The organism is Actinoplanes auranticolor (assembly GCF_018332655.1).
GTDB lineage: Bacteria > Actinomycetota > Actinomycetes > Mycobacteriales > Micromonosporaceae > Actinoplanes > Actinoplanes auranticolor.
Genome location: NZ_BOQL01000078.1, coordinates 63,453 through 88,048, shown reverse-complemented (window position 1 = coordinate 88,048; position 24,596 = coordinate 63,453). Strand labels below are relative to the sequence as shown.

Here is a 24,596-nt window from a genome sequence, read left to right as displayed (position 1 = left end):
CCCGCCGATAGAGGCGGCGGGCCGGGACCCGGGGTCCCGGCCCGCCGCGGGCCGATCAGCTGCGGCGGAAGGCGTAGCTGCGGGACGATCCGCCGGTGGCCCGGCCCGCGTGGTCACGGCCGGAGCGCAGGCGGGCTGCCGCCCGGGCGTCACGCAGGCCGTGCCGTGCCGCAGTGCCGCCGGTGGCGGGCTGCGGGTCGGCCGGGCCGGTGACGGTGTCCGGCAGCGACACCGCCGCCGTCAGGTGCCGGCGGGCCAGGTCGTCGGGATCGACGTGTACGGAAAAGGGCTGGTCAGGCATGGAGCTACCTCCTCGATGGACGAGGCGAAGTGGTGCCAAGGGGTGAAGGCTGAAGAGCGGCACGCGCCGGAGACGGCACGGCGGGCCCGAGAATCCTCAGGGCCGGGATCTACGCGTGTCAGCGTCAGGAGATCATGCTCGTACGGTAACGCCGGTCCGGACGGCGGTCCAGTGAATTACCGGCGCAGTGTCGCCACGCCCGCGTCGATGATCGCGATCGCCGCCGGATAGTCGCGGAGCTGGTCGCGCATCAGCGTCAGCCCGATCTGCAGGGCCACCGGCGGCACCTCGCGGGCCTCCAGCACCGCCGCCGTCCAGGCCACGAAGTCGGTGAAGACCTGCTCGTCGGCCACGTACAGCGCCGCCGCCAGGAAGTCGACGACGTGGCCCAGGTCCTCCAGCGTGGAGTCGTGCTGCCGCCGGCTGTAGGAGCCGGTCGGAGGGTACGCCGCCGTCAGCCGGGTCATGGCCGTCTGCACCAGCTCACCGCGGTGCCGCATGAGGTACGTGTACTCGTCGTCGCCCAGGAAGCCCGTCCGGTACGGGTCCTCGATCGGCGGCGGCCACTCCCGCGCCAGCCGCCGTATCGCGCCCTCGGCATCGGGCGCCCACGCGTCCGCGCCGAGCCGGTGCGCCCACCGGCCCTCGGGACCGAAGCCCGGTCCGCCGGCGATCACCGGGACGCCCACCGAGCGGCACGCCGTGATCGCGGCGTGCGCCCGGGGCAGCCGGGTCGCGAGCATGCAGCTCAGGGCCACCGCGTCCGGGCCGGTCTGGTGCAGGTGGGTGACCAGGTGCGGGCCCGGCACGTTGGCGCCGAGGAAGTCGACCCGCCAGCCGTCCAGCCGCAGCATCTCGCCGAGGATCCGGACCGGCAGGGCGTGCCATTCGCCGTCGACGCAGGCGACCGTGATCCGGCCGCGGGTCGGGCGCACCGCGCTGCGGGCCGACACGGCAGCCAGAGCCCGCTCGCTGATCGCGGTGGCCGCGTGCTCGCGGGCGATGGACCACTCGTTGGCCGCCCACAGCTCGCCGACCCGGCTCTGGGTGCGGGCGATCAGGTCCAGCATCACGCGGGCCGGGTCCGCGCCGTTGTCGAGCAGGGCGGTGACGATCTCGACGGCGCCGTACTCGTCGCCGTCGCCCACCAGGCGCAGATACCGCTCGCCCACATCGGGGTCGTCCAGGGAACGCGGGGGAGTGGTGGTGGAGGCGGTCATTAGCGGCTCCGGCCCCGGCGGTCACCCCGCCGGGCATCGATGGCGAACGGCGAGACCGGGGCGACGCCGGTGTCCATCAGGCTCAGCTTGGTGCGCGAGGGCGCGCGGACGGCCAGCATCGCGATGTCGTCGCGGACCCCGCCGTGCACCCAGTCGGAGACGAGCTGACGGACGCGCTCCACGGCTGCCGTCCCGGGCATGCCGGCGCAGCTCGCGAGGGCGTCGCGGAGCCTGCTCTCGCCGTACTGCTCCGTGCCGCTCGGGCCGCCGCGGGCCTCGGTGAGACCGTCGCTGTACATCAGGCAGAGCTCGCCCGGCGCCAGCTCGACCATGGCCGGGCCCACGCTGATGTGCGGCACCACCCCGATCAGCGTGCCGGACACCTCGACCGGCTCGACCGTGCCGTCGGCCCGCAGCAGCAGCGGCGCCGGGTGCCCGCCGGTGGCCAGGCAGATCCGCACCCGGCCGTGCTCGGCCCGGCTGATCGCGGCGACGACCAGCGTGACGAAGCGGTGCTGGCGACCGGAACCGAGCAGGGCGCGGTTGAGCACCGTCAGCATCGCGGCCGGATCGGCGTTGACCAGGCGCAGCGCGCGCAGCGTCTGGCGGACCTTGCCGGTCAGGACCGCCGCCTCCGGGCCCTTGCCGCAGACGTCGCCCAGCGCGACGACCGTCTCCGGGCTGTCGTCGACCGGACCGAAGACGTCGTAGAAGTCGCCGCCGATCCGCAGCGCGTCCTTGGCTGCCTGGTAGGAGCCGATCAGCTCGACGCCCTCGGGCTGCGGCAGCTCCGGCGGCAGCAGGTCGGCCTGCAGGATGGCGGTGGTGTCGACCTGGTCGCGGTAGAGCGCGGCGGCGGAGATCGCGGCGCCCGCGCGGGCGGCGAAGATCCGGGCCAGCATCTCGTCCTCGGCCGAGAACACCGCGTCGGGGCCGCGCCGGGCCAGGATCAGCGCGCCGGCCGGCTCGGCATTGCCCGGCAGCGGCGTCACCAGCAGGGCGCCGACCGGGCCGAAACCCTCGGGCAGCAGCCACGCCGGGACCTGGGAGGCGTCCAGCCAGCGGCTCGGGATCGGCGGGAAGCCGCCCAGGGCCTCCTCGAAGCCGGGCACCTCACCGAGCACGTTCTCGCGGAGCATGCCCTCCTCGACGGACTCACCGGCGATCAGGCGCATCCATTCGCTCTGCCGGCGACGGGCCGGCAGCACCACGACCGCGGCGTCGGCCAGGTGCGCGGCGGCCAGCTCGACGGTGGTACGCAGGCAGCGGCGCTGATGCAGCGAGGCGGACAGCCGGCGGCTGGCCTCGGCCAGGAACAGGGTGCGGTCCCGCTCGGCCTGGAACTCCTGCGCCCGGGCGATCTCCTCGGTGATGTCCTGCAGGTACCAGCCGTAGTGATCGTCACCGAGCGATCGGCGGTGGCCCAGCACCTGCCGGCCCAGATACTCGTCGGTGAAGGTGCTGGTGCCCTCGGCGATGGCGCGGGCGAGTTCCGCCAGCGGGCTCCGGGCGGCCGTGACACCCGGCTCCAGGCCGGGCAGCAGAGCCTTCGCCGCGGCGTTGACCAGCACGATCGTGTGATCCTCGGCGGTGCACAGCAGCACCGCCTCGCCCGCGGCGTCCAGCGCCGCGCGTAGCAGACCCGGTGCGGGGACGAGGACCGGAGTGGCCGGTACCCGGGTGTCCATCCGTTCCCCTTTCTGTCCCCGCCGGATCGTCGTGTGATCCCGCCCAGCCTACGCGGTGCGGCCGGATCCGGCTCGGCTCAGACGGGCGACGGCGCCGCGCCGCCGTCCAGCTCGACGAGCACGGGAGCGTGGTCGGAGGGGCCTCTGCCCTTGCGGGCCTCGCGGTCGATGACCGCGTCGGTGACCCGCGCCGCCACGTCGGCGGTGGCGTACACCAGGTCGATCCGCATGCCCTTGTTCTGGTGGAACATGCCGGCCCGGTAGTCCCAGTAGGTGAACGGCCGGTCACCCTTCATCGGCCGGGGCACGACGTCGGTGAGGCCGAGCGCCCGCAGCGCGGCCAGGGCCTCGCGTTCGGGCGGGGTGACATGGGTGGAGCCGGCGAAGACCTCGATGTCCCAGACGTCGTCGTCGCTCGGGGCCACGTTGAAGTCCCCGGCCACCACGGCGGGCCCGCTCGTCGCGGCCAGCGCGTCGCGCAGCGCGGCGAACCAGGCCAGTTTGTACGCGTAGTGCGGGTCGTCCGGCGTACGCCCGTTGGGCACGTACACCGAGGTGAAGCGGATGCCGGCGCAGGTGGCGCTGATCGCGCGCGCCTCCGGCTCGGGGAAGCCCGGCTCACCGTCGAAGCCGTGCCGTACGTCGGCCAGGCCCACCCGGGAGAGCAGGGCGACGCCGTTCCAGCGGCCCTGGCCGTAGGCGGCGGTCTCGTAGCCGAGCGCGGCGACCTCAGGCTCGGGGAAACCGTCGGCGGCGACCTTGGTCTCCTGCAGGCAGAGCACGTCGGGCCGGGTCTGCTCGAGCCATTCCAGCAGCCGGGGCAGCCGGGCCTTGACCGAGTTCACGTTCCACGTGGCGAAGCGCATCGTCCCAGCCTGCCAGCGTGCGACGGCGTCGATGTCGCCGGGTCAGTGCTCCGGGGTGCGGTGGTCGGCGCGCATCGGCGCGGAGTTGCCGCGGAGGGCCAGGAGCAGGGCGGCGGTCAGTCCTGAGGCCAGCAAGAGCAGCACGGCCACCAGCCAGAGCACGGACCCCTCGGATCCGATCAAACTCGTCATCATGTCGCCTCCTCCGGTCTCCATGTCATCGGCCCGGCGCCGCCGAAGGCAAGGATCCGGGCCGAGCGAATAATGCCGGACTTGTCGCCGGTACGCCAGAGGCTGAGGAGACGTTTGTCACCTCATGGGGAAGACGGTACCCGCTGTGGTGCGGGTTCACCCGGGAGGAGCGGGGGCGTACCGGCGCGCGCCCCAGTGGGTGGCGAAGTCGCCCGCCGCCACCCCGGGCCCCCACAGCCAGCCCTGGCCCTGGGTGACGCCGACCGCGGCGAGCGCGTCGCGCTGCACCCGGGTCTCCACCCCCTCGGCCACGATGCTCAGGCCCAGCGCCCGGCTCATCGCCACCACGGCCCGGACGATCTCCTCGTCCTCGCCGCTCTCGCCGAGCCCGGACACGAAGGAACGGTCGATCTTGACGCCGGTGACCGGGAAACGGCGCAGGTAACCCAGCGCCGAGAAGCCCGTGCCGAAGTCGTCGACCAGCAGTTTGAGGCCGAGCTCGCGCAGCTCGTACAGCACCCGGGCGGTGACGCTGCCGCCGTCGGCCATCACCGACTCGGTCATCTCCAGCGCCACGGCCGCGGCCGGCACCCCGTGCTGCAGCAGCTCACCGGCCACGATCAGGGGCAGCTCGGCGTTGCTGAGCTGGCGCGGCGAGACGTTGATCGACAGGTAGAAGTCGTCCCCGACGGTGCCGTCCGCGCGCCACGTGGCCAGCTGGCTGAGCGCCTCGTTGCGGACCCAGGTGCCCAGCGTGCCGATCAGCCCGGCGTCCTCGGCGACCGGGATGAAGGTCATCGGCGGGATCGGCCCGCGCTGCGGGTGGTTCCACCGCACCAGGGCCTCGGCGCCGATCGGCCGGCCGGTCTCCAGCCGCACGATGGGCTGGTAGACGACGCTGAGCTGCCCCTCCACCAGGGCCGTGCGCAGGGCGCCCTCCAGCTCGATGCGCTCGCGGACCCGGTCGTGCATCGACGTGTCGAAGATGGTGGCCCGGCCCGGGCCCTCTGATTTCGAGCGGTACATCGCGGTGTCGGCGTCGCGCAGCAGCGCCTGGGCGGTCACCTCCGGGGAGCCGTCGCCGGGCGCGTGCGCGATGCCGATCGACGCGCTGATCACCACCTCGGTGTCGCGGACCCGCAGCGAGTGGGCGAAGCACCCCTGGATGACGTCGACCAGCCGCAGCGCCCCCTGCTCGTCACCGAGGTACGCGACCAGGAACTCGTCCCCGCCGACCCGGGCCAGCATCGTGCCGGCCGGGATCGCCGCGCGCAGCCGGGCCGCCACCTCGATGACCAGTTGGTCACCGGTGTCGTGGCCCCACGAGTCGTTGACCCACTTGAAGCCGTCCAGGTCGAGGAAGTACACCCAGATCCGCCGGGTGTCCGGCGGTGGCACGCTGCCCAGCAGCCGCTCGATCTCGTTCGAGATCATCCGGCGGTTGGGCAGGCCGGTGAGCGGGTCGTGCATCGCCTGGTGTTCCGAGTGCAGCTGGGCGGCGACCTGCGCCTGCACCGCGGAGACGGCCCGCAGCAGCAGCAGTGCGACGATGGCCAGGCCGCAGGCGCCGATCAGCGCGCGGTACTCCGGCGACTCGCCGCCGACCAGCACCAGCAGCACGAACGGGGTGGAGACGGCCGGCACCAGCAGGGTCATCCGGCGCCACGACCAGGCCTGCACCGGGTGCCGGGCGGCGCGACCGAGCTCGACCACCGACGGGTGCAGGGCGCTCACCCCGAGCAGCACGTACGCCAGCAGGAAGGGCACGTCGAGCAGCGGTGAGGTGTAGGTCTTGCCCTCGACGCCGATGATCCCGTACGCCACGTCGCCCACGACGATCAGTGCCATCCCGGCGACCAGCGTCGCCAGGCTGACCGGCCAGGTGCGCGCGGTGAAGGTCAGGTTGATGCCCAGGGCCAGCAGCACCACGTCGAACAGCGGGTAGAGCCCGGCCAGGACCGACTCGATCGGCGGCCGGTCGGTGATCGCGGCGGCCGGGGCGGCGAGCAGCAGCGCACTGGCGAGCCCGCCGGCCAGGCAGACCATGAGCCCGTCGAGGACCGAGTGCCGGGCCACGCCGCCCCGCGAGCGCAGCAGCATGGTGAAAAAAGTGCCCAGCAGCACGTAGCCGGGCACGGTGAAGGCGTCCGCGATCAGGGGCTGACTGACGACCAGCGGCCGTACGACCACGCCGATCAGGAAGAGCAGTGCGGCGGCGCCCATGAAGGCCCAGGCGGCGCGGGGCTCGGCGGCGCGGCGGCGGGGCGCGGCGAAACAGGCCCAGACCGTGCCGGCGCCGATCGCGGCGAAGCTGGCCAGGTTCACCGGGTCCGCGAGGTTCAGGGTGTAGAGGGCGGTGGCGAGCACCCCGGCGATGCCGAAGAGCTTCCACCATCGCCGACCCCGTGTCGACGGAGCTGTGGTCAGCACCCGTCATCGCCCCCTGGCCAGTCAGCTCATCAGCGCTCCCGCCGATGGCACCGTACCCGCCGGCGACCTGTCCCCGGCAGGGGTTCCGTGGACAAACACTGTCGGACAGGCACACCGGCGCAGCAACTGCTGAGCCACCTCGCCCAGCAGTGAGCCGCCGCTGACACCCCGCGGACCCAGGATCATCATCCGGGCCCGCCGGGACGCGCGGATGAGAATCGGCGCAGCTTCGCCGACGAGAATCCGGCGCCGGGCGCCCTCGAGGCCCTCGACGCCGGCCACGGCCGACTCCAGCAGGCGCCGGCCGGCCTCCCGCTCCTCCTCGTGACGCACCACGTGCGCGACCTCCACCGCGGTGTGCCGGCGGCGGGCCTCGGCCGCGGTCATCCGCAGGGCCAGCAGCGAGCTCGGTGAGCCGTCGACCGCGGTGAGCAGCGGGCCGGCCGGCGGGCGGTCCCCGCGAGCGACCACCACCGGGCAGCGGGCCCGCGCGACTGTCTGCACCAGCACGGAGTCGGCCGGCAGGCGGGGGCTGAGCGCGAGATCGTCGTCGCCGAGCACGATCAGATCCGCGGCGCGGCTCTGCCGCAGCAGCTCGCGGACCGGCAGGCCGTCGGTGAGCAGGCCCTCGACGTGCACGCCGGGCACCGTCCGGGTGGCGGTGGCCACCGCGCCGGCCACGATCCGGCCCGCTTCGCGGCGCGCCGTGGCCCAGTCGGGTGCATCATCGAAGGAGCGCGGCCCGGGCCAGGCGAAAACGTGCACGATCCGCAGCGGCTCACCCCGGGCCACGGCTTCCCGCGCACCCAGCCGCACAGCGGCCAGTCCGGACGAAGTGCCGTTCACGCCCACGACGACGGGAGCAGGGCCGGGTATCCGCATCGGTTCACCACCTCCGCACCGCGACGACGCGGTCCACAGACCATTATCTATGGTGTTCCTGGGAAGGCGGTCGTGATCAATCCCTCAGCGGTCGACCGTCTGATGACCCGTTCAGGTTGAGGGTTTACGGTGAACGGCAGGTTATTGGCGACATCTGCCGGTGAAGTGAGGGAATTACATGACGGATGTCAAGCTCGACCACCCCGGTGGCCAGTTGTCCATGCCGGTCCGCCCGGCGGTCGAGGGTCCAGGCGGCATCGACGTCAGCGCGCTGCTGAAGGAGACCGGATACGTCACCCTGGACCAGGGCTTCGTCAACACGGCTTCCTGCGCGTCGGCGATCACCTACATCGACGGTGATGCCGGCATCCTGCGGTATCGGGGCTTCCCGATCGAGCAGCTCGCCGGCCAGGCCTCGTTCCTCGAGGTGTCGTACCTGCTGATCCACGACGCGCTGCCGACCCCGGCCCAGCTGGCCGAGTTCGGCGACAAGATCCGCGTGCACACGCTGCTGCAGGAGGAGATGCGCGCCTTCTTCTCCGGCTTCCCGCGCGACGCGCACCCGATGGCGGTGCTCTCCTCGGCCGTCACCGCGCTCTCGACGTTCTACCAGGACGCGCTCGACCCGACCGATCCGGAGCAGGTCGAGATCTCCGGGATCCGGCTGATGGCGAAGCTTCCGACGATCGCCGCGTACGCGTACAAGAAGTCCATCGGCCACCCGCTGCCGTACCCGGACAACTCCCTGGACTACGTCGAGAACTTCCTGCGCATGACGTTCGGGCTGCCCACCGTGAACTACGAGGTGGACCCGACCATCGCGAAGGTGCTCGACATGCTCTTCGTGCTGCACGCCGACCACGAGCAGAACTGCTCCACGTCGACCGTGCGGCTGGTGGGCTCGGCCCAGGCCAACCTGTTCGCGTCGGTGTCCTCGGGCATCAACGCGCTCTCCGGCCCGCTGCACGGCGGCGCCAACTCCGCGGTGCTGGAGATGCTCGAGGGCATCCGCGCCGACGGCGGCGACGTGGACGCCTTCGTGCGCCGCGTCAAGGCCAAGGAGAAGGGCGTGAAGCTCATGGGCTTCGGGCACCGGGTCTACAAGAACTACGACCCGCGCGCCGCCATCGTCAAGAAGGCGGTCCAGGACGTCATCTCCACGATGGACAAGCCCGACCCGCTGCTCGACATCGCGCTCAAGCTCGAGGAGATCGCCCTCGCGGACGACTACTTCGTCTCCCGCAAGCTGTACCCGAACGTCGACTTCTACACCGGCCTGATCTACAAGGCCATGGGCTTCCCCACCAAGATGTTCACGGTGCTGTTCGCCCTCGGCCGGCTGCCCGGCTGGATCGCCCAGTGGGCCGAGCAGAACGCCGACCCGGCCACCAAGATCGGTCGCCCGCGCCAGCTCTACATCGGCGAGACCGAGCGCCAGTTCGTCCCGATCACCGAGCGCTGATCGGTTCTGTCGGACACCACGGCCGTCCTCCTGCTCAGGAGGGCGGCCGCGGTGTCTCCAGCCAGCGCAGGATGCGGGCGCTGCCGTCCTCGGTGGCGAGCCGGGCCGCGACCGCCTGCGCGCGCTCCGCGTACCGCGGATCGGTTGTGACCGACCGCAGGGCGCCGGCCAGGCGGTCCGCCGTCAGCTTGGACAGCGGTACGGGCACCGGCGCGACCCCCAGCGCGTGCAGCCGCCGGGCCCAGAACGGCTGATCGGCCAGCACCGGTACGGCCACCGCCGGCACTCCCGCCCGTAGTCCCGCTGCCGTGGTCCCGGCCCCGCAGTGGTGCACGACGGCGGCCATCCGCGGGAACAGCCAGTCGTGCGGCATCGGTCCCACGCTGAGCACGTCCGGCCCCTCGGCCACCCGCAGCCCCGACCAGCCGGCCTGCACGACCGCGCGCACCCCGGCGGCGCGGACCGCGGCCAGCACCGGCCCGGCGAGCCGCTCGCCGTGGCCCGGCGCCATGCTGCCGAACCCGATGGAGACCGGCGCCGGCCCGGCGGCCAGGAACTGCTCCACCTCGCCCGGTGGCGTCCAGCCCGCCTGCCGCGCGGGCCACCAGTAGCCGACGACCTCCTGGGAGGCCGGCCAGTCCGCGGGCCGCGGCACCACGGTCGGGCTGAAGCCGTGGAAGGTCGGCCATCGCTGCTGCTGGGTGCGTTGCAGGGCGGCCATGCTGCGCCGGGGCAGGCCGAGCTCGCGGCGCAGGTCGCGCACCGGGCCGGCGTAGAGCGGATGGGCGGCCGACTCCAGGAAGCGGCCGGTGAGGCGGTTGCCGGTGCGGCCCAGCGAGCGGCCGCCGACCAGCACCGGGCCGAAGTCACCGGTGGGGAAGAGCGGCTGCGGGAAGACGCCCGCCCACGGTATGCCGGCCGCCTCGGCCACCTGGTAACCGAGCGGGGCGACCACTGTGGAGAGCAGCACCACCTCGGCCCGGCTCTGCCGGACGGCGGCCACGATGCCGTCGCCGAGCTCGGCCACCAGCGGCCGGGCGATGCGCAGCAGTCGCAGCAGCGCCCGGGGTCCGGTGCCCGAGGCGGTGCCGTCCTGGCCGCGTGCCTGCGGCAGGATCCGCCGCAGATCCCCGGGCAGGGCCAGGAAGGGCAGCTCCACCTGCTCCCGGAACGGCTCGTGGGTGGCCAGGGTGACCTCGTGGCCGGCCTCCTGCAGCCGGGCGCCGAGGCCCCGTGTACGGCGCCACGTCGCCGGTGGAACCCGAGGTCACGATCAGCACCCGCATGATCCCGAGGATAGCTCCATGCCTTGACGGTTATATAACCGCAGTGGAATAGTCGGTCCCGTGCCCGTGGATGCCATCGCCGTACTGGCCGAGCCGACCCGCCGCCGGATCCTCGACGAGCTGCGGCTGGCCGACAGCAGCGTCGGCCAGCTCGTCGAGAAGCTCGCGATGAGCCAGCCCGCCGTCTCCAAACATCTGAAGGTGCTGCGCGAGGCCGGCTTCGTCACCAGCCGTACGGCCGCGCAGCAGCGCATCTACTCCTTGGAACCCGGGCCGTTCCGCGCGCTCGACGCCTGGCTGGCGCCGTACCGCCGGATGTGGAACCGGCACCTGACCGCCCTGGAACGCCACCTGGAGGAATCATGACCGAGCTGATGAGCGCATCCGTCGCCGCCGACGGCGACCGGTGGACGCTGATCTTCGTGCGCGTCCTGCCGCACCCGCCGGAGAAAGTGTGGGCCGCCCTGACCGACCCCGAGCGGCTCAGCCAGTGGGCGCCGTTCGAGGCGACGCGCGACCTGTCCCGCACCGGCGCGACGACCCTCACGATGGTCGACGGTCCCGACCGGACGGACACCCCGGCCAACGTGCTCCGGGCCGAGGCGCCCACGCTGCTCGAGTACACCTGGGAGCAGGACCTGCTGCGCTGGGAGCTGGCCCCGGAGGGCGACGGCACCCGGCTCACGCTGCGACACACCTTTGCCGACCGCGGCGAGGCGCCGTCGTACGCGGCCGGCTGGCACCTGTGCGCGGCCGTGCTGGAACGGTTGCTCGACGGCGACCCGGTCGGCGTCATCCGCGGCCGGGAGGCGGCCGCGCACGGCTGGGAGGAACTGCGCGCCGGGTACGCCGCGAAAATGCCCGCCTGATCGGCAACCTTTCCCCGCCCGCCGGTGTCAGGCAGGGTGACGGACGGGGAGAGACAGACCATGCGCGACGGGTTCGACGACTTCGTACGCAGCCGCAGCACCGGCCTGCTGCGGATCGCGTACCTGCTCACCGGGGACCGGCACAGTGCCGAGGACCTGGTGCAGGAGGTGCTCGAGCAGATGTACGTGAAGTGGCGCCGGATCCACGGCATGCCCGAGGCGTACGCCCGCCGGGCGCTGGTCAACCGGGCCGCCAACCGCTGGCGCCGCCGTGGCCGCCGCCCGGAGGCACCGCTGGGCAGCCACGACGTCGCCGCGCCGGACCACAGTGAACACGTCGTGGTCCGCGACACCGTGGTCGAGGCGCTCCGGGCCCTGCCGGCCCGGCAACGGGCGGCGGTGGTGCTGCGCTACCTGGAGGACCTGCCGGTCGCCGAGGTCGCGCGGGCGCTGGACTGCTCCGAGGGCAACGTCAAGAGCAGCGTCTCCCGGGGGCTGACCCGCCTGCGGTCCGCCCTGGAACCCGTCACCACGACCACCGAACGGGGACGGGCATGACCGACACCGACATCCGCACCGCGCTGGAGCACGCCACCGGCGACCTGCGTACCCCGCCGGACCTGCTCGACCGGGTCCGGGCCGGTGGGCAGCGCCGGGTGGTGCGGCGCCGTACCGTGCTCGCCGCGGGGCTGGCCACGATCGCGGCCGGATCGACCGCCGGCGTCCTGGCCGCCGGGGGCGACGGCGGCGGGGCGACGGTCGCCTCGCCGTTGCTGGACCGTCCGACCCGGGGCGACCTCAAGCGCGACACCGCCTTCCTCGACCGCGTCCGCGCCGCCTGGCGCGAGCACCTCGGCGGCCTGTCGGTGCGCGGTGAAGCGCACGTCGCGTGGGCCGGCCTGGCCCCGCACACGGGACGGGCCGCGGTGGTCGCGCAGCGGGTGCCGGAGCAGGTCGCGTCGCCGGCCGGCCAGATCAGCTACGGCCTGACCGGCTTCGTCGAGCAGACGCCGGACGGTCTGCGGGTCATCTGCCTGGAGGAGATGCTCACCGGCGCCACCAACGCCACGGCCGCCCTGATCGGCCCGGACCGCAACGTGCTCATGGTCCTCGACGACGGGCGCGGCATCCGGTATTCACCGGCCGTCGCCTACACCGCCGACGGCAAGGTCAGCCGCACGTTCACCCCGCTCGACTTCCGGACGCACGACGGCGTGGCGTTCGAGGCGATCACCACGCCGACGACCACGATCCGGGCGGCCCTGCGCGCCGACGTACCGGATGCCCGGGGTGACCGCTCGGTCGGCCTGGCCAATCTCTCCCAGCTGATCGGGGAGGCCGGCGGCGGAGCGCCCGTCGGCCCGGAACCCGAGACGCGGTCCCTGACCGGCACGGACCCGCAGGGGACAGCGGACGATCCGTGGGACATCACCGGCCGCGACGGCTTCGACGACCGGTACGGCTACCGGATCACCCCGCCCCCCGGCACGTGGTTCGTCCGGGGCATCGTCGCGGACGGCCGCCGGTTCGCCGTGCAGACCCTGACCGGTACCGACGACCGCATCCGGCTGTTCCTGTCGCTGAACACCCCGGAACCGGTGCTGCGCGGCTTCCCGGATCCGGCCGCGCCCCTGCCGGTGCAGGTGCGGCTGCCCGACGGCCTGGGTGTCGTCGTCGCCGCCCCGGGCCGGCTGCGCTACCGCGTGGCCGGTGGCACCTGGCTGCCCCTTGACGTCGACGCGGCGCTGCTGCCGGCCGCGGCCGACGAGGTCGAGGTGATCACCGCCGGGGGACGGGCGGTCCGGGTGCGACTCGCCTAAGGTCGGGGACAGGTGTCCGGTCCCGCCGCCGGGGCTCGGCCGCCGGCTCTCGCCGCGCGGTTCCGCCGCGGGCTTGAGTTGCGCGGTGATCGGGCATGTCTGTCGGCGATCAGGGAGGCTGCATGGACGTCGTCATCGGTGTCGACACCGGAACCACCGCGACCAAGGCCATCGCCGCCGGGCCCGGTGGTGAAGTGCGCGCCATGACCAGCGTGCACTACCCGCTGCTGGTGCCCGGCCCGGGACAGGCCGAGCTCGACCCGGCCGAGCTGCGCGACGCCGCGATCGAAGCGCTGGTCACCGTGGCCGCGGAGTGCCGTGAGCGGGGCGACCGGGTCATCGCGGTGAGCCTCAGCGCGTTCCTGCACGCGCTGGTGCCGATGGACGCCGACGGCACGCCGCGCGGACCGCTGATCACCTGGGCGGACAACCGGGCCGCCGGGCAGAGCGATCGGATCGTCGCGTCCGGCCGGGCCAAGCAGCTGCAGGCCCGCACCGGTACGCCGGTGCACCCGATGTCCCCGCTGACCAAACTGGCCTGGTGGGGTGCCACCGACCCGGCGGTCGTGCGCGACACGCCGCGCTGGGGCGGGGTCAAGGAGGTCGTGCTGGCCGGACTGGCCGACGAGGGCTTCCTGCTGGACCTGTCGGTCGCCTCCGGCACCGGCATGTACGACATCCACGAGCGGCGCTGGGACCCCGAGGCCCTGGAGCTGGCCGGCGTGCGCGAGGCCCAGCTCGCCGAGGTCGTGCCGACCACCCGGCAGCTGCGCCTCAAGCGGGAGGTGGCGGTCGCCGCCGGGCTGCCCCCGGAGCTGCCCCTGATCATCGGCGCCGCGGACGGGCCGCTGGCCAACCTGGGCGTGGGCGCCACACCGGTCGGGGTGGCGGCCGTGTCGCTGGGAACGAGCGGCGCGCTGCGCACCGTCGTGCACGGCCCGACGGCCGACAAGGCGGGACGGCTGTTCTGCTACGCGCTGACCGAGGACCGCTGGGTGGTCGGCGGCGCGATCAACAACGCCGGCTCGGTGGTGCGCTGGGCCGGCCAGACCTTCGCGGGCGGCTTCGACCGGCCCACCGCCGAGGGCGAGGACGCGGACGTGCGCGACGCCGCCCTGCTGACCGAGGCGGCGGGGGTGGCGCCGGGCAGCGAGGGGCTGCTCTGTCTGCCGTACCTGCTGGGGGAACGGGCGCCGTGGTGGCGCGGGGGGATGCGCGGGGCGTACATCGGTCTGCGCCGCGAGCACGGCCGGGCGCACCTGGTCCGGGCCGCGGTCGAGGGGGTGTGCCAGCAGCTCGCGCTGGTCCGCGACACGTTCGCCGACGAGGGCATCGCGATGACCGAGGTCCGGGCCACCGGCGGGGCGGTCGCCTCGGACCTGTGGGTCGGCATCCTCGCGGCGGCGCTGGACCTGCCGGTGGCCATCGCGGACACGCCGGAGGGGACGGCGCTGGGCGCCTGTCTGCTGGCCCGGCACGCGCTGGGTGAGCTGCCGGACCTGGACCAGGCGGCGGCGCTGGTGGCGATCAGCGAGCACGAACGGCCGGACCCGCGCAACGCGGACCTGTACCGGCGGATGCGGCCGCTGGTGGAGCGGTCGGCGCTGGCCGTCACGGACGTGCTCCAGGAGCTGGACAAGCTCGCTCCGGAGCCGCTGCCGGACACGGAGAAGGCGCTGCCGGGGGCCGGCTGAGCGGCCGGGTGCCTTCTTGTCGCCGTGAGGATGCCCACGTGACCCCGCGTTGACGGCGTGCCGGGCCGTGAGAAAGAGTGACTCGCGAGCGGCAGTGGAGGAACCCGGTGGGAGACCGGGACGGTCCCGCCACTGTGACCGGGGTTCGTCCCCGGAAGTCAGGAGACTCCGGCCGCTCGTACCTTCCACACGCGGGCGCGGACCCGCGGAAAGGACCGGGCGTGACGCCGTACCCGTTCTCTGCCGTCGTCGGCCTCGACGACCTGCGGCTCGCGCTGCTGCTGACCGCCGTGTCACCCGCCGTGGGCGGGGTCCTGGTCCGCGGCGAGAAGGGCACGGCCAAGTCCACGGTCGTCCGTGCCCTGGCCACCCTGCTGCCCGAGGTCGACGTGGTCCGCGGCTGCCGCTTCGCCTGCGACCCGGCCGCGCCCGACCCCGGCTGCCCCGACGGGCCGCACGAGCAGGGCAGCCCGCACGGCCACCGCCCCGCCACCCTGGTCGAGCTGCCCGTGGGCGCCACCGAGGACCGGGTGGTCGGCACCCTCGACATCCAGCGGGCCCTCGCCGACGGCGTCAAGGCGTACGAGCCGGGCCTGCTCGCCGCCGCGCACCGCGGCGCCCTCTACGTCGACGAGGTCAACCTGCTGCCCGACCACCTGGTGGACCTGCTGCTCGACGCGGCGGCGATGGGCCGCGCCCACGTCGAGCGCGACGGGGTGTCGGTCAAGCACGCGGCCCGGTTCCTGCTGGTCGGCACCATGAACCCCGAGGAGGGCGAGCCCCGCCCGCAGCTGGTCGACCGGTTCGGCCTGGTCGTGACCGTGGCCGCCCCGCGCGACGCGAAGCTGCGGGCCGAGGTCGTCCGGCGCCGCCTGGCGTACGAGGCGGGCCCGGAAGCGTTCGCGGCCCGGTTCGCGGCCGACGAGAAGGACCTGGCCCAGCGCATCCTGACCGCCCGGGCGGCGGTGCCGGCGGTGCAGCTGCCGGACGCCGAGCTGGACCGGATCGCCCGGGTGTGCCTGGCCTACGGCGTCGACGGCATGCGCGCGGACATCGTGGTGGCCCGGTGCGCGGTGGCCCTGGCCGCCTGGCACGGCCGCGACCGGGTGACGGCCGAGGACATCCGCGACGCGGCCCGGCTCGCGCTGCCGCACCGGCGGCGCAAGGATCCGCTCGACCCGCCCGGCACCGACGAGGAACGCCTGGAAGAGGCGCTGGACCAGGCCGCCCAGGACGACCCGGACGACGACCCGCCGCCACCCGGGGACGGTGACGGACCCGATCCCGGTGGTCCCGATTCCGGCGGCCCCGGCTCGGGCGGGCCGGATTCCCGCGGTCCCGACTCCGGCGGTCCTGACTCCGGCGGTCCTGACTCCGGCGGTCCGGAGGGTGACGCGTCCGGTCCCGCTCCGCAGGATTCCGCTGCTGAGCCGGAGGGTCCGGCCGACGAGCAGCGCAAGGTGAGCGGGGGCGCGGCGGCTCAGCCGGGTGCGGCCTACCGGCCGAGGACTCTGCGGATCTCCGCGCGGGGCGAGGGCGGGCATGCCGGGCGTCGGTCGCCGGCTTTCGCGCGGCGTGGGCGGGTGGTCGGCTCCCGGGTCCCGCGCGGCAAGCTCGCCGGTGCGCCGCACCTGCCGGCCACTCTGCGGGCCGCCATCCACCGGGGCGCCCTCGGCGGATCCGCCACCACGCCGCCCGCCGGGCCGGCTGCCCGGGATGGCCGCGGATGGCATGCCCCGCTCGGGCTCGAGCCGGGTGGGCGCACCGACTTCGAGTCTGACGCCGTTCCGGCTGCGGGCGTGCGGGCTGCGGCCGGGCGGCGGATGGGGGTCGTGCAGCCGCGGGATCTCCGGGAGGCCGTGCACGTCGGGCGTGAGGCCAACCTGGTGTTGTTCGTGGTGGACGCGTCCGGGTCGATGGCCGCGCGGAAGCGGATGACCGTCGTCAAGACCGCCGTGCTGTCGCTGCTGCGCGATGCCTACCAGCGGCGGGACCGGATCGGGATGATCACGTTCCGGGGCTCCACCGCGGACCAGGTGCTGCCGCCCACCTCCAGCCACGAGGTGGGGGTGCTGCGGCTCGCCGGGTTACGCACCGGTGGGCGTACCCCTCTCGCCGCCGGCCTGCGCGCCGCGGCCGCGACCATCGCCACCGAGCGACGCCGTGACCCCCGCCGCCGGCCGCTGCTGATCGTGGTCACCGACGGGCGCGCGACCAGCGGCCCCGACCCCGTGCTGGTCGCTCCGGCGCTGGCCGGCGTGGCCGCCGTGGTCGTCGACTGCGAGGCCGGGCCGATCCGGCTCGGCCTGGCCCGGCGCCTGGCCGCCGCCCTGGGCGCCGACGTCATGCCGCTCGACGCTCTTGCTGCCAACCCGACATCCACCCCGCTCGGGCGGGCCGCATGAGGCCGCCTTCCGCGCCGGCCTCGCATGTTGCCGCGCCGGCCTCGCGGGTTTCCGCGCCGGTCTCGCCGGTTTCCATGTCGACATCGTGGCGGAGGCGTTGTCCGATGCCGATCACCTCGTTGAGGAGGGCTGTCTGATGCCGCAGGGACAGGTCACCACCGTGCCGCAGGACGGGCTCACGACCCGGCAGCGGCGTCGGCAGGCCGTGCTCGCCGTCCACACCGGACACGGCAAGGGCAAGTCGACCGCCGCGTTCGGGATGGCGTTGCGGGCGTGGAGTGCGGGCTGGCCCATCGGGGTCTTCCAGTTCGTGAAGTCGGAGAAGTGGCGGGTCGGCGAGGAAGCCGCGCTCAAGGCCCTCGGACAGGCCGGTGGTCCGGGCGTAGCCTGGCACAAGATGGGCGAGGGCTGGTCCTGGATCCAGCGGGCCGGCACCGAGCGCGACCACGCTGCCGAGGCGGCTGAGGGCTGGGCGCAGATCAAGCGGGACCTGGCCGCCGAGACCCACAAGTTCTACGTGCTCGACGAGTTCACGTACCCGATGAAGTGGGGCTGGGTCGACGTCGCGGACGTCGTCGCTACCCTGGCCGACCGGCCCGGCACCCAGCACGTGGTGATCACCGGCCGCGACGCGCACCCGGACCTGCTCGCCGCGGCCGACCTGGTCACCGAGATGACGAAGGTCAAGCATCCGATGGACGCCGGCCGCAAGGGACAGCAGGGCATCGAATGGTGAGCATCCCGCGGGTGGTCATCGCCGCGCCCGCCTCCGGGCACGGCAAGACCACGGTGGCCACCGGGCTGCTCGCCGCGTTCGCCGCGCGGGGCATGAGCGTCGCCCCGTTCAAGGTCGGCCCGGACTACATCGACCCCGGCTACCACGCGCTCGCGGCGGGCCGGCCGGGCCGCAACCTCGACCCGGTGATGGTCGGCGAGGAACTGATCGGACCGCTGTTCGCGCACGGCTCGGCCGGCACCGACCTGGCGATCGTCGAGGGAGTGATGGGCCTCTACGACGGGCGTACCGGTGCGGGCGACACCGGCTCGACCGCGCACGTCGCGGGCCTGCTCGACGCGCCGGTCATCCTGGTCGTCGACGCCGCCGCGCAGGGCCGTTCGGTCGCCGCGCTGGTGCACGGCTTCCGCAGCTTCGGCAACGTCCGCCTGGCCGGAGTGATCCTGAACCGGGTCGGCTCGGACCGGCACGAGTCGATCCTGCGCGAGGCGTGCGAAGAGGTGGGCACGCCGGTGCTGGGCGCGATGCGCCGGGCGGACGCCGTCGCGGCCCCGTCCCGCCACCTCGGCCTGGTGCCCGCGGCGGAACGCCGCACCGAGGCCACCACCTCGGTCGCCGCCCTCGCGTCGCTGGTCACGGCCTCGGTCGACCTCGACGCGGTGCTCGCGGTGGCTCGCACCGCACCGCCGCTGCCGGCGACGCCCTGGACCCCGGAGGCCGCGGACCCGGTGCCGGGCCGTCCGGTGGTCGCCATCGCGGGCGGACCGGCCTTCACTTTCGCGTACGCGGAAACGGCCGAACTCCTGGCCGGCGCGGGCGCAGAGGTCGTGACAGTCGACCCGCTGCGCGACGAGGCGTTGCCGGAGGGCACCCGCGCGCTGGTCGTCGGCGGCGGCTTCCCCGAGGTGTACGCAGCGGAACTGTCCGCGAACGAGCCCCTGCGCGTGGCAGTGGCGTCCCTGGCGGCGGTAGGCATGCCGATCGCCGCGGAATGCGCCGGTCTGCTGTGGCTGTGCCGGACTCTGGACGGTGCGCCGATGTGCGGGGTGCTCGACGCTGAGGCTTCGATGACGCCGACGCTGACGCTGGGGTACCGCGACGCGGTTGCGCTCACGGACAGCCCGTTGTTCCCGGCCGGGTCGCGGATCACCGGGCATGAGTTCCACCGGACGATGGTGCATCCGCGGTCGGGGCTGTTGCTGGAGCCGGCCGGGGGAGCGGCCTGGGCTTGGCGGGGGGCTGATCCGGAGGGGTTCGCGACGGCGAATCTGCATGCTTCGTATCTGCATCTGCACTGGGCTGCGGCGCCGGCGATCGCGCGGCGGGTGGTGGCGCAGGCGGCTGCGGTGAGCCCGGTCGGGGTGTTGTGAGCCGCTGAGCTGGGGTGCAGCCGGGATTCGGCAGTTTCGCCTTCTTCGCTGAGGGTGCGGGCCCGCGCCCTGGCACGGGCATGCACATGCGTGCCTGCGTGCGTGCGCATATCGGTGCAGCAGATCCCGGCCGTCCCGACAACGGCCGTCCACCGGGACGCCGGCTGGCGGGTCGCACTCCTTCGAGCCGCGCCGGATGGGTGCCGCCGCCGAAGAACGTCACGTCGACGCCGTCCACGGTCGTGAATGCGGCGGCGTCGTGAATGCGGTGGCGTCAGTGCGGCGTCTCGAGGATGGCGCCGGCGACGGTGTCGACGTACCACCGTTGGAACTCCTCGCTCGTCCAGCCGCGTTCCCGGACCAGCCGGTCGTAGTTGCGGACGTCCTGGGCCAGCCACAGCACGTCGGCGACCTTGTCCGGATGCAGGTCGTTCCTGAGCTCGCCGGTGGCTGCCAGGTCCGCGGCGAACATGGTCATGCCACGCTGGCGGTCCTCGAGGTTCTTGCGCCACACCGCTGCCGCGTCCGCGTCCGCGGTGGCGGCTCCGGCCAGAGCCAGCATCACCTGCGCCTGGCGTTCGTGGGTCTCGGCCAGATGACGGGCGAAGCGGGCGAGCCGGGCCCGCGCCCCGGCGAGCGCGCGAATCTCGGCGACGAACGCGCGGTCGGGCAGCGCCACCGGCGCGTCGTCCCCGGCGATCGTGACGTCGACGAGTTCGGAAAGCAGCTGCCGCTTGCTGCCGAACACCGCGTACAGGGTCTGGACGGCGACCCCGGCTTCGGCCGCCACGGAGGTGAGCCGGGTCGCCGCATAGCCGGGGTCCACGAACAGCTTGGCTGCCGCGTCCAGGATGGCCCGCCGTGTCTGCCTCGCCTGTTCCTGTCGCCGAGTTGACGTATAAGCCCTGCCGCCGGTCACCGGTTCAGTGTAATAATCTATTCGATAGAGCTTCACTCTATTCAACGATGAGAGGGCGTACGCGATGCCGTTCGGTGTGGTGCAGGAGATGCCGGGAGTCAGCGAAGCGGAGTACCGCCAGGTGGAGAAGCACCTGGGTCCGGACCGGCCGCCGGGCCTGCTGGCCCACGTGGCCGGACCGAGCGAGGCCGGCTGGCGCATCATCAACATCTGGGCGGACGAGGCGGCGTTCCGCGCGTTCCAGTCCCAGCGCCTGGTCCGCGCGGCGGGGCTCGCCGCCCAGGAGGACGGCTTCGACCCCACGAAGGCTGCCTCGTTCAGCTCGCTGAGCGTCGACGGCGCCGAGATGCCGTTCTGATGGCCCGCGCAGCCGAGCTGCGAGCCCGCAACGCGGCCTTCTGGGAGCAGGCAGCACCGGGCTGGATCCGGCACGCCGAGCGGCAGGACGACTTCGGCCGCCCACTGGGCGCGGCGGCGATCGACCGGCTGCGCGCAATGCCCGGCGAACGAATCCTGGACGTCGGTTGCGGCTGCGGCGGTACGACGGCCGAGCTCGCGACGGCGGTCGGTCCCACTGGCGTAGCTGTTGGTGTGGACCTGTCCGAGGCGATGGTGGCCGCGGCCGGGCAGCGGTTCTCCCAGCAGCCGCAGTTCGTGGCCGGTGCCGGGAAGCGACTTTCGCGGCCGGAGTTCGTGGCCGGAGACATCGAGACGATGGCTGCCGTGCCGGGAGCGCCGTTCGACGCGGTGTACTCCCGGATGACGCTGATGGTGCTGGCCGACCCGATCGCGGGCCTCACCGCGATCGCACGGTCGCTGCGTCCCGGCGGCCGGCTCGCCGCGAGTGTCTTCCGCGACGCGGCGAGTGTGCCGTGGCTGCCGGCTGCTGTGCTCGGTGCCGCGCCACACGTGGGTGCTCTGCCACCGTTGCCGCTGGGCGATGAGCCGGGGCCGTTCGCGTTCGCGGACCCGGCACGGATCAGGCGCATCCTGACGGCCGCCGGCATCGGCGCTGTGGTGATCGAACCGTGGGACGTCACGTTGGAACCGCCGGATGAGCCGGACCTGGTCGCCGGGTGGTTGATCGAGATCGGCCCGGCCGGTGCCGCCTATCGGGAGGCCACATCGCAAGCGCAGGCGTCGGCCAGATCCGGTGCGGTGCGGCTTCTCGAACGCTTCCGGACTCCCGGAGTCGGCTACCGCTTCCCGGCCGGGATCTGGCTGCTGACTGCGGAGCTGGGCGGCTGACCCGCCTGCCGATGTTCCGCTGGCTGCGGATGCGAGCCGTAGCCGCCGGGCGAAGGCTCCTCCAAGGACGAGAAGACCGTGGCGTACGGTCCTGAGGTGAGTAAGACGGGCCGCTTCGTGCTCGGCCTCGGGGCGCGCGCCGGCGTACCCGGGGAGGAGCTGAACGCGGCGGTTGACGTTGCGCTGCGGCAAGCAGGCCTGGAGCCCGACGCGATCGCCGCCCTCGCCACGCTGGACCGGCGCGCCGCCGAGGCCGGCGTCCGAGCCGCTGCGCAGCGACACGGCTGGGAGGTCATCGGCTTCACCGCCGCCGAGTTGGCCGCGGTCGACGTGCCGCACGCGTCCGGACTCGTGGCTGCGGCGACCGGCACTCCGAGCGTCGCGGAGGCCGCCGCGTTGCTGGCGGCCGGTCCCGACGCCGTACTCGTGCTGCCGAAGACGGCATTCCCCCGAGCCACCGTGGCGGTCGCCCGGGGCAGCCTGGGCGACGCGCTCACCGTCACCACTGCGGCTCGTCGAGCAGGAGTGGCGTCAGAGCGTGCCGCTCGGTGAACCAGTAGGTGAGCTGGGTGCGCAGCACGAGCTGGTCGCTGGCCGAGGGTTGTCGTCGTGCCGGCCGTGAGGGCTCGGACGTCGGCGTACCTAGGGTGGCCGTCCTCGCCCTCGATGCGTAGGTGGATCTCGCCGGTCAGCCAGTCCTGAGCGCCCGGCGTCTCCGCTGCAGCCATCTCTGTCACCCGGTCTCCGGTGCCGCCGACCAGCGCGATGCGCTCGATGACCGGTTGCTGCTGCCCGGCGACCTCCACGTGATGACCTTGAAGATGCGCTGGGCCATTACCGCCAACTCCGTGCTGGAAAGCGGTTGCACCCGGCACAGCAGGCCGGCGAACCCGCTGCCGTCTGCAACTGCGCCATGGCGACGGCGCTCACCGAGGACGAGTGCCCGTTGACCACCCGCGAGCTCGACATCCTGCGCGTCGTGCGCAGCGGCGCCCCGATCGCGGACATCGCCGCGGCGGTGCACCCGGCGCCCGGGACGGTGCGCAACTACTTGTCCACGGCGATGGCCAAGGTGGGGGCGGCGACGCGGCATGCCGCCGCCCATCACGCATGGGAGCAAGGATGGATCTAGGCCACGACGCCACAGACGGAACCGACGAGCCCCAGAGGGAACTGGTGGGTCACAGAGGGAGCTGGTGGGTTACGAAGCCAGCGAGCCAACTCACCGATCGAGGTCGAGGCAAGGGCCAGTTGCGAAGCGGGTCGCGGGGGACGCCGGAAGGAAGCGCGCTGAACCCCGGGACACAGCCGCAGGCGGCCGGGCGGCAAGACGACTCGATGTCCGCGGACATCACTACGGACCGGTGCGGGTCCTAGAATGGGGACTCGCCACGAGGGGAGGGGTGCGATGTCGCTCCTGCGGTCAGCCATCGGCACTGTGCTGCGGCGCCTGCGCCACCAGCAGGGCCGTACCTTGCAGGACGTCGCGGACGCCGCTGGGGTCTCGCTGCCGTACCTGTCGGAGATCGAGCGTGGCCGCAAGGAGGCCTCCTCCGAGATCCTCTCCAGCATCTGCGCCGCCCTCGGCCTGCCGCTCACCGACCTGCTCGAGCAGGTCCGCGCCGAGCTGCTGCGCACCAGCCCGCTCACCTCTCCGGTGCGCGCCCCGAGAATGCGAACGAGCACTCCGAGGACCCACACAACCGCTCCGAGGATCCACGCAACCGCCTCCGGAATGCTGGTGACCTGCGGCTCTGCCCAAGGCAGATCTGCCCAGGGCAGAGATCGTCGCCGAGCCCCGGGCCGCGCCGCAGGATGGGTCGTATGCAGACCGACCAGGCTCCCTTCGGTGCCCAGCTCTACGACGCCCTTCTAGCCGAACGCATCGTCTTCCTCGGCACCGAGGTCACCGACGCGAGCGCGAACATGGTGTGCGGCCAGTTGCTTCTGCTCGCCGCCGCTGATCCGCGCCGTGACATTCACCTCTACATCAATTCGCCGGGTGGTTCGGTCAGTGCCGGGCTGGCGATCTACGACACCATGCGTTTCATCACGAACGACGTGGCCACCATCGCCATGGGCATGGCCGGGTCGATGGGCCAGTTCCTGCTGACCGCGGGCACTGCCGGCAAGCGTTTCGCGTTGCCGCACGCGCGGATCATGATGCATCAGCCGTCGGGCGGCTTCGGCGGCACGGTCGCGGACATCACCATCCAGGCCGAGAACATGCACTACGTCAAGCACAAGGTCCAGGAGCTGATCGCCCGCCACAGCGGCCGGACCCTGGCCGAGATCGAGGCCGACTCCGACCGTGACCGCTGGTTCACCGCCGAGCAAGCCGTGGCCTACGGCCTGATCGACGAAGTGATCAGCGAGGCCGCCGTGATCGGCCAGGGCGCCGCAGCGAGCGCCAGGCCACGGTGATCGGCGTGGGCGCCCACCTCAGCGGAACCGCAGTGACCAGCGAGCCCGCCGAACTCAGCGGCGCACCGTAGCCTTACGGATCTCGGTGCGCCGCGCAGGCGGCCCATCGAGCGGAGCCGGATCCTCAGCCGTCGGCGTCACCCCGCCAGCGGCAACCCGGTCCAGCGTGCGCAGCCCGGGCCGCTCCACGCTGCCGAAGATGGTGTAGTTCGGCCGCAGCGCCGAGTTCCCGTAGACCAGGAAGAACTGGCTGCCGTTGGTGTCCGGGCCGGCGTTGGCCATGGCCAGCACGCCGCGGGCGTACACCTTGCGCTCGCCGGTCGGGTCGGTCGGCGCGGGCGGTAGACCGGTGGGCAGTTCGTCGCCGTACCGGTAGCCGGGACCACCGGATCCGGTTCCGCTCGGGTCGCCGCATTGCAGGACCAGCAGCGTCGGGTACGTCGTCAGCCGGTGACAGATGGTCCGGTCGTAGAACCGGTGCCGGACCAGGTGCACGAAGCTCTGCACCGTGCACGGCGCCTGCGCCCGGTCCAGCTCCAGCGGGATTGGCCCGAGGTTGGTCCGCAGCAGCACGTCGACCGTCCCGCGGTCCGGCGTGTGCCGCGGATCGCGGGGCAGCGGCACCGGCCGCGCGGCGGGATCGTCCGGCGTGGGCGTGTACGCACACGGGCCCTTGGTGGGCGCGGCCGGATCGGTGCCGTGCGCGGCGGCGGGGGCGGCACCGACCACACTGGCCGCGAACACCGAGACCAGGACGAACGCCAGACGTCGCTTCATCCCCTTG

At 73.3% G+C, this 24,596-nt stretch carries 25 protein-coding genes and 1 riboswitch; of the genes, 15 read left to right on the top strand and 10 right to left on the bottom strand.

Annotation, left to right across the window (positions count from 1 at the left end; genetic code table 11):
* Positions 1–55 precede the first annotated feature (55 nt).
* From Aau02nite_RS41550 to Aau02nite_RS41520, 7 genes are all read right to left on the bottom strand, one after another.
* Complete coding sequence (locus Aau02nite_RS41550; protein ID WP_212994167.1) at positions 56–301, bottom strand: hypothetical protein; 246 nt, start codon at positions 299–301, stop codon at positions 56–58.
* 176 nt (positions 302–477) lie between these two features.
* Positions 478–1,521: a cobalamin B12-binding domain-containing protein gene (locus Aau02nite_RS41545; RefSeq protein ID WP_212994166.1), complete on the bottom strand. Its 1,044-nt coding sequence runs from the start codon at positions 1,519–1,521 to the stop codon at positions 478–480.
* On the bottom strand, positions 1,521–3,209 hold the full coding sequence (locus Aau02nite_RS41540; RefSeq protein ID WP_212994165.1) for a PP2C family protein-serine/threonine phosphatase: 1,689 nt from the start codon (positions 3,207–3,209) through the stop codon (positions 1,521–1,523). The genes Aau02nite_RS41545 and Aau02nite_RS41540 overlap by 1 nt, the downstream gene beginning before the upstream one ends.
* Before the next feature lie 77 nt (positions 3,210–3,286).
* Positions 3,287–4,075 (bottom strand): exodeoxyribonuclease III, encoded by a 789-nt coding sequence (locus Aau02nite_RS41535; RefSeq protein WP_212994164.1) that lies wholly within the window; start codon positions 4,073–4,075, stop codon positions 3,287–3,289.
* A 42-nt stretch (positions 4,076–4,117) separates the two neighbouring features.
* On the bottom strand, positions 4,118–4,270 hold the full coding sequence (locus Aau02nite_RS41530) for a hypothetical protein (protein ID WP_212994163.1): 153 nt from the start codon (positions 4,268–4,270) through the stop codon (positions 4,118–4,120).
* Positions 4,271–4,423: 153 nt separating this feature from the next.
* The gene (locus Aau02nite_RS41525; protein ID WP_246595839.1) at positions 4,424–6,697 is read right to left on the bottom strand and encodes a putative bifunctional diguanylate cyclase/phosphodiesterase; all 2,274 of its coding nucleotides are present in this window, start codon (positions 6,695–6,697) and stop codon (positions 4,424–4,426) included.
* A gap of 21 nt (positions 6,698–6,718) precedes the next feature.
* Positions 6,719–7,579, bottom strand: coding sequence for a universal stress protein (locus tag Aau02nite_RS41520; protein WP_212994162.1), 861 nt, complete (start codon positions 7,577–7,579; stop codon positions 6,719–6,721).
* 178 nt (positions 7,580–7,757) lie between these two features.
* On the opposite strand from Aau02nite_RS41520, the gene Aau02nite_RS41515 reads away from it, so the two are divergent.
* Positions 7,758–9,041: a citrate synthase gene (locus tag Aau02nite_RS41515; protein ID WP_212994161.1), complete on the top strand. Its 1,284-nt coding sequence runs from the start codon at positions 7,758–7,760 to the stop codon at positions 9,039–9,041.
* A 34-nt stretch (positions 9,042–9,075) separates the two neighbouring features.
* Here Aau02nite_RS41515 and Aau02nite_RS41510 read toward each other — a convergent pair whose 3' ends face one another.
* Positions 9,076–10,200 (bottom strand): glycosyltransferase, encoded by a 1,125-nt coding sequence (locus Aau02nite_RS41510; protein WP_246595838.1) that lies wholly within the window; start codon positions 10,198–10,200, stop codon positions 9,076–9,078.
* 187 nt (positions 10,201–10,387) lie between these two features.
* Here Aau02nite_RS41510 and Aau02nite_RS41505 point away from each other — a divergent pair, with 187 nt between their 5' ends.
* The 8 genes from Aau02nite_RS41505 (at position 10,388) to Aau02nite_RS41470 (ending at position 19,221) form a co-directional block, all read left to right on the top strand.
* Positions 10,388–10,693: an ArsR/SmtB family transcription factor gene (locus Aau02nite_RS41505; RefSeq protein WP_212994160.1), complete on the top strand. Its 306-nt coding sequence runs from the start codon at positions 10,388–10,390 to the stop codon at positions 10,691–10,693.
* Positions 10,690–11,196 (top strand): SRPBCC family protein, encoded by a 507-nt coding sequence (locus tag Aau02nite_RS41500; protein ID WP_212994159.1) that lies wholly within the window; start codon positions 10,690–10,692, stop codon positions 11,194–11,196. The genes Aau02nite_RS41505 and Aau02nite_RS41500 overlap by 4 nt, the downstream gene beginning before the upstream one ends.
* A 60-nt stretch (positions 11,197–11,256) precedes the next feature.
* Positions 11,257–11,754 carry a SigE family RNA polymerase sigma factor gene (locus tag Aau02nite_RS41495; protein ID WP_212994158.1) on the top strand — a complete coding sequence of 166 codons (498 nt, stop codon included), beginning with the start codon at positions 11,257–11,259 and terminating at the stop codon, positions 11,752–11,754.
* The gene (locus tag Aau02nite_RS41490; RefSeq protein WP_212994157.1) at positions 11,751–13,016 is read left to right on the top strand and encodes a hypothetical protein; all 1,266 of its coding nucleotides are present in this window, start codon (positions 11,751–11,753) and stop codon (positions 13,014–13,016) included. Before Aau02nite_RS41495 ends, Aau02nite_RS41490 begins: the two co-directional genes overlap by 4 nt.
* A 122-nt stretch (positions 13,017–13,138) precedes the next feature.
* Complete coding sequence (locus Aau02nite_RS41485; protein ID WP_212994156.1) at positions 13,139–14,710, top strand: gluconokinase; 1,572 nt, start codon at positions 13,139–13,141, stop codon at positions 14,708–14,710.
* A gap of 72 nt (positions 14,711–14,782) precedes the next feature.
* A riboswitch (cobalamin riboswitch) is annotated at positions 14,783–14,901 on the top strand.
* 30 nt (positions 14,902–14,931) lie between these two features.
* Positions 14,932–17,115, top strand: a complete 2,184-nt coding sequence (locus Aau02nite_RS41480; protein ID WP_212994155.1) for a VWA domain-containing protein — start codon at positions 14,932–14,934, stop codon at positions 17,113–17,115.
* Between the two features lie 136 nt (positions 17,116–17,251).
* Positions 17,252–17,851 carry a cob(I)yrinic acid a,c-diamide adenosyltransferase gene (gene cobO / locus Aau02nite_RS41475; RefSeq protein WP_212994154.1) on the top strand — a complete coding sequence of 200 codons (600 nt, stop codon included), beginning with the start codon at positions 17,252–17,254 and terminating at the stop codon, positions 17,849–17,851.
* Entirely contained in the window at positions 17,845–19,221 is a 1,377-nt protein-coding gene (locus Aau02nite_RS41470; RefSeq protein WP_212994153.1) for a cobyrinic acid a,c-diamide synthase CobB, read from the top strand. Before cobO ends, Aau02nite_RS41470 begins: the two co-directional genes overlap by 7 nt.
* 274 nt (positions 19,222–19,495) lie before the next feature.
* On the opposite strand, the gene Aau02nite_RS41465 is transcribed toward Aau02nite_RS41470, so the two are convergent.
* On the bottom strand, positions 19,496–20,140 hold the full coding sequence (locus Aau02nite_RS41465; protein WP_246595837.1) for a TetR/AcrR family transcriptional regulator: 645 nt from the start codon (positions 20,138–20,140) through the stop codon (positions 19,496–19,498).
* 64 nt (positions 20,141–20,204) lie between these two features.
* On the opposite strand from Aau02nite_RS41465, the gene Aau02nite_RS47065 reads away from it, so the two are divergent.
* From Aau02nite_RS47065 to Aau02nite_RS41435, 6 genes are all read left to right on the top strand, one after another.
* The gene (locus Aau02nite_RS47065; RefSeq protein ID WP_246595836.1) at positions 20,205–20,498 is read left to right on the top strand and encodes a hypothetical protein; all 294 of its coding nucleotides are present in this window, start codon (positions 20,205–20,207) and stop codon (positions 20,496–20,498) included.
* Positions 20,498–21,388, top strand: a complete 891-nt coding sequence (locus Aau02nite_RS41455; RefSeq protein WP_212994150.1) for a class I SAM-dependent methyltransferase — start codon at positions 20,498–20,500, stop codon at positions 21,386–21,388. The genes Aau02nite_RS47065 and Aau02nite_RS41455 overlap by 1 nt, the downstream gene beginning before the upstream one ends.
* 96 nt (positions 21,389–21,484) lie before the next feature.
* On the top strand, positions 21,485–21,940 hold the full coding sequence (locus Aau02nite_RS41450) for a cobalamin biosynthesis protein (protein WP_212994149.1): 456 nt from the start codon (positions 21,485–21,487) through the stop codon (positions 21,938–21,940).
* 310 nt (positions 21,941–22,250) lie between these two features.
* A complete protein-coding gene (locus Aau02nite_RS41445) occupies positions 22,251–22,520 on the top strand; it encodes a LuxR C-terminal-related transcriptional regulator (protein ID WP_281421174.1) in 270 nt (89 codons plus the stop codon).
* Positions 22,521–22,766: 246 nt separating this feature from the next.
* Complete coding sequence (locus Aau02nite_RS48155) at positions 22,767–23,264, top strand: helix-turn-helix domain-containing protein (RefSeq protein ID WP_438841228.1); 498 nt, start codon at positions 22,767–22,769, stop codon at positions 23,262–23,264.
* Positions 23,204–23,812 carry a ClpP family protease gene (locus Aau02nite_RS41435; RefSeq protein WP_212994147.1) on the top strand — a complete coding sequence of 203 codons (609 nt, stop codon included), beginning with the start codon at positions 23,204–23,206 and terminating at the stop codon, positions 23,810–23,812. The genes Aau02nite_RS48155 and Aau02nite_RS41435 overlap by 61 nt, the downstream gene beginning before the upstream one ends.
* 54 nt (positions 23,813–23,866) lie before the next feature.
* On the opposite strand, the gene Aau02nite_RS41430 is transcribed toward Aau02nite_RS41435, so the two are convergent.
* Entirely contained in the window at positions 23,867–24,589 is a 723-nt protein-coding gene (locus tag Aau02nite_RS41430; RefSeq protein WP_212994146.1) for a peptidylprolyl isomerase, read from the bottom strand.
* Positions 24,590–24,596 lie beyond the last annotated feature (7 nt).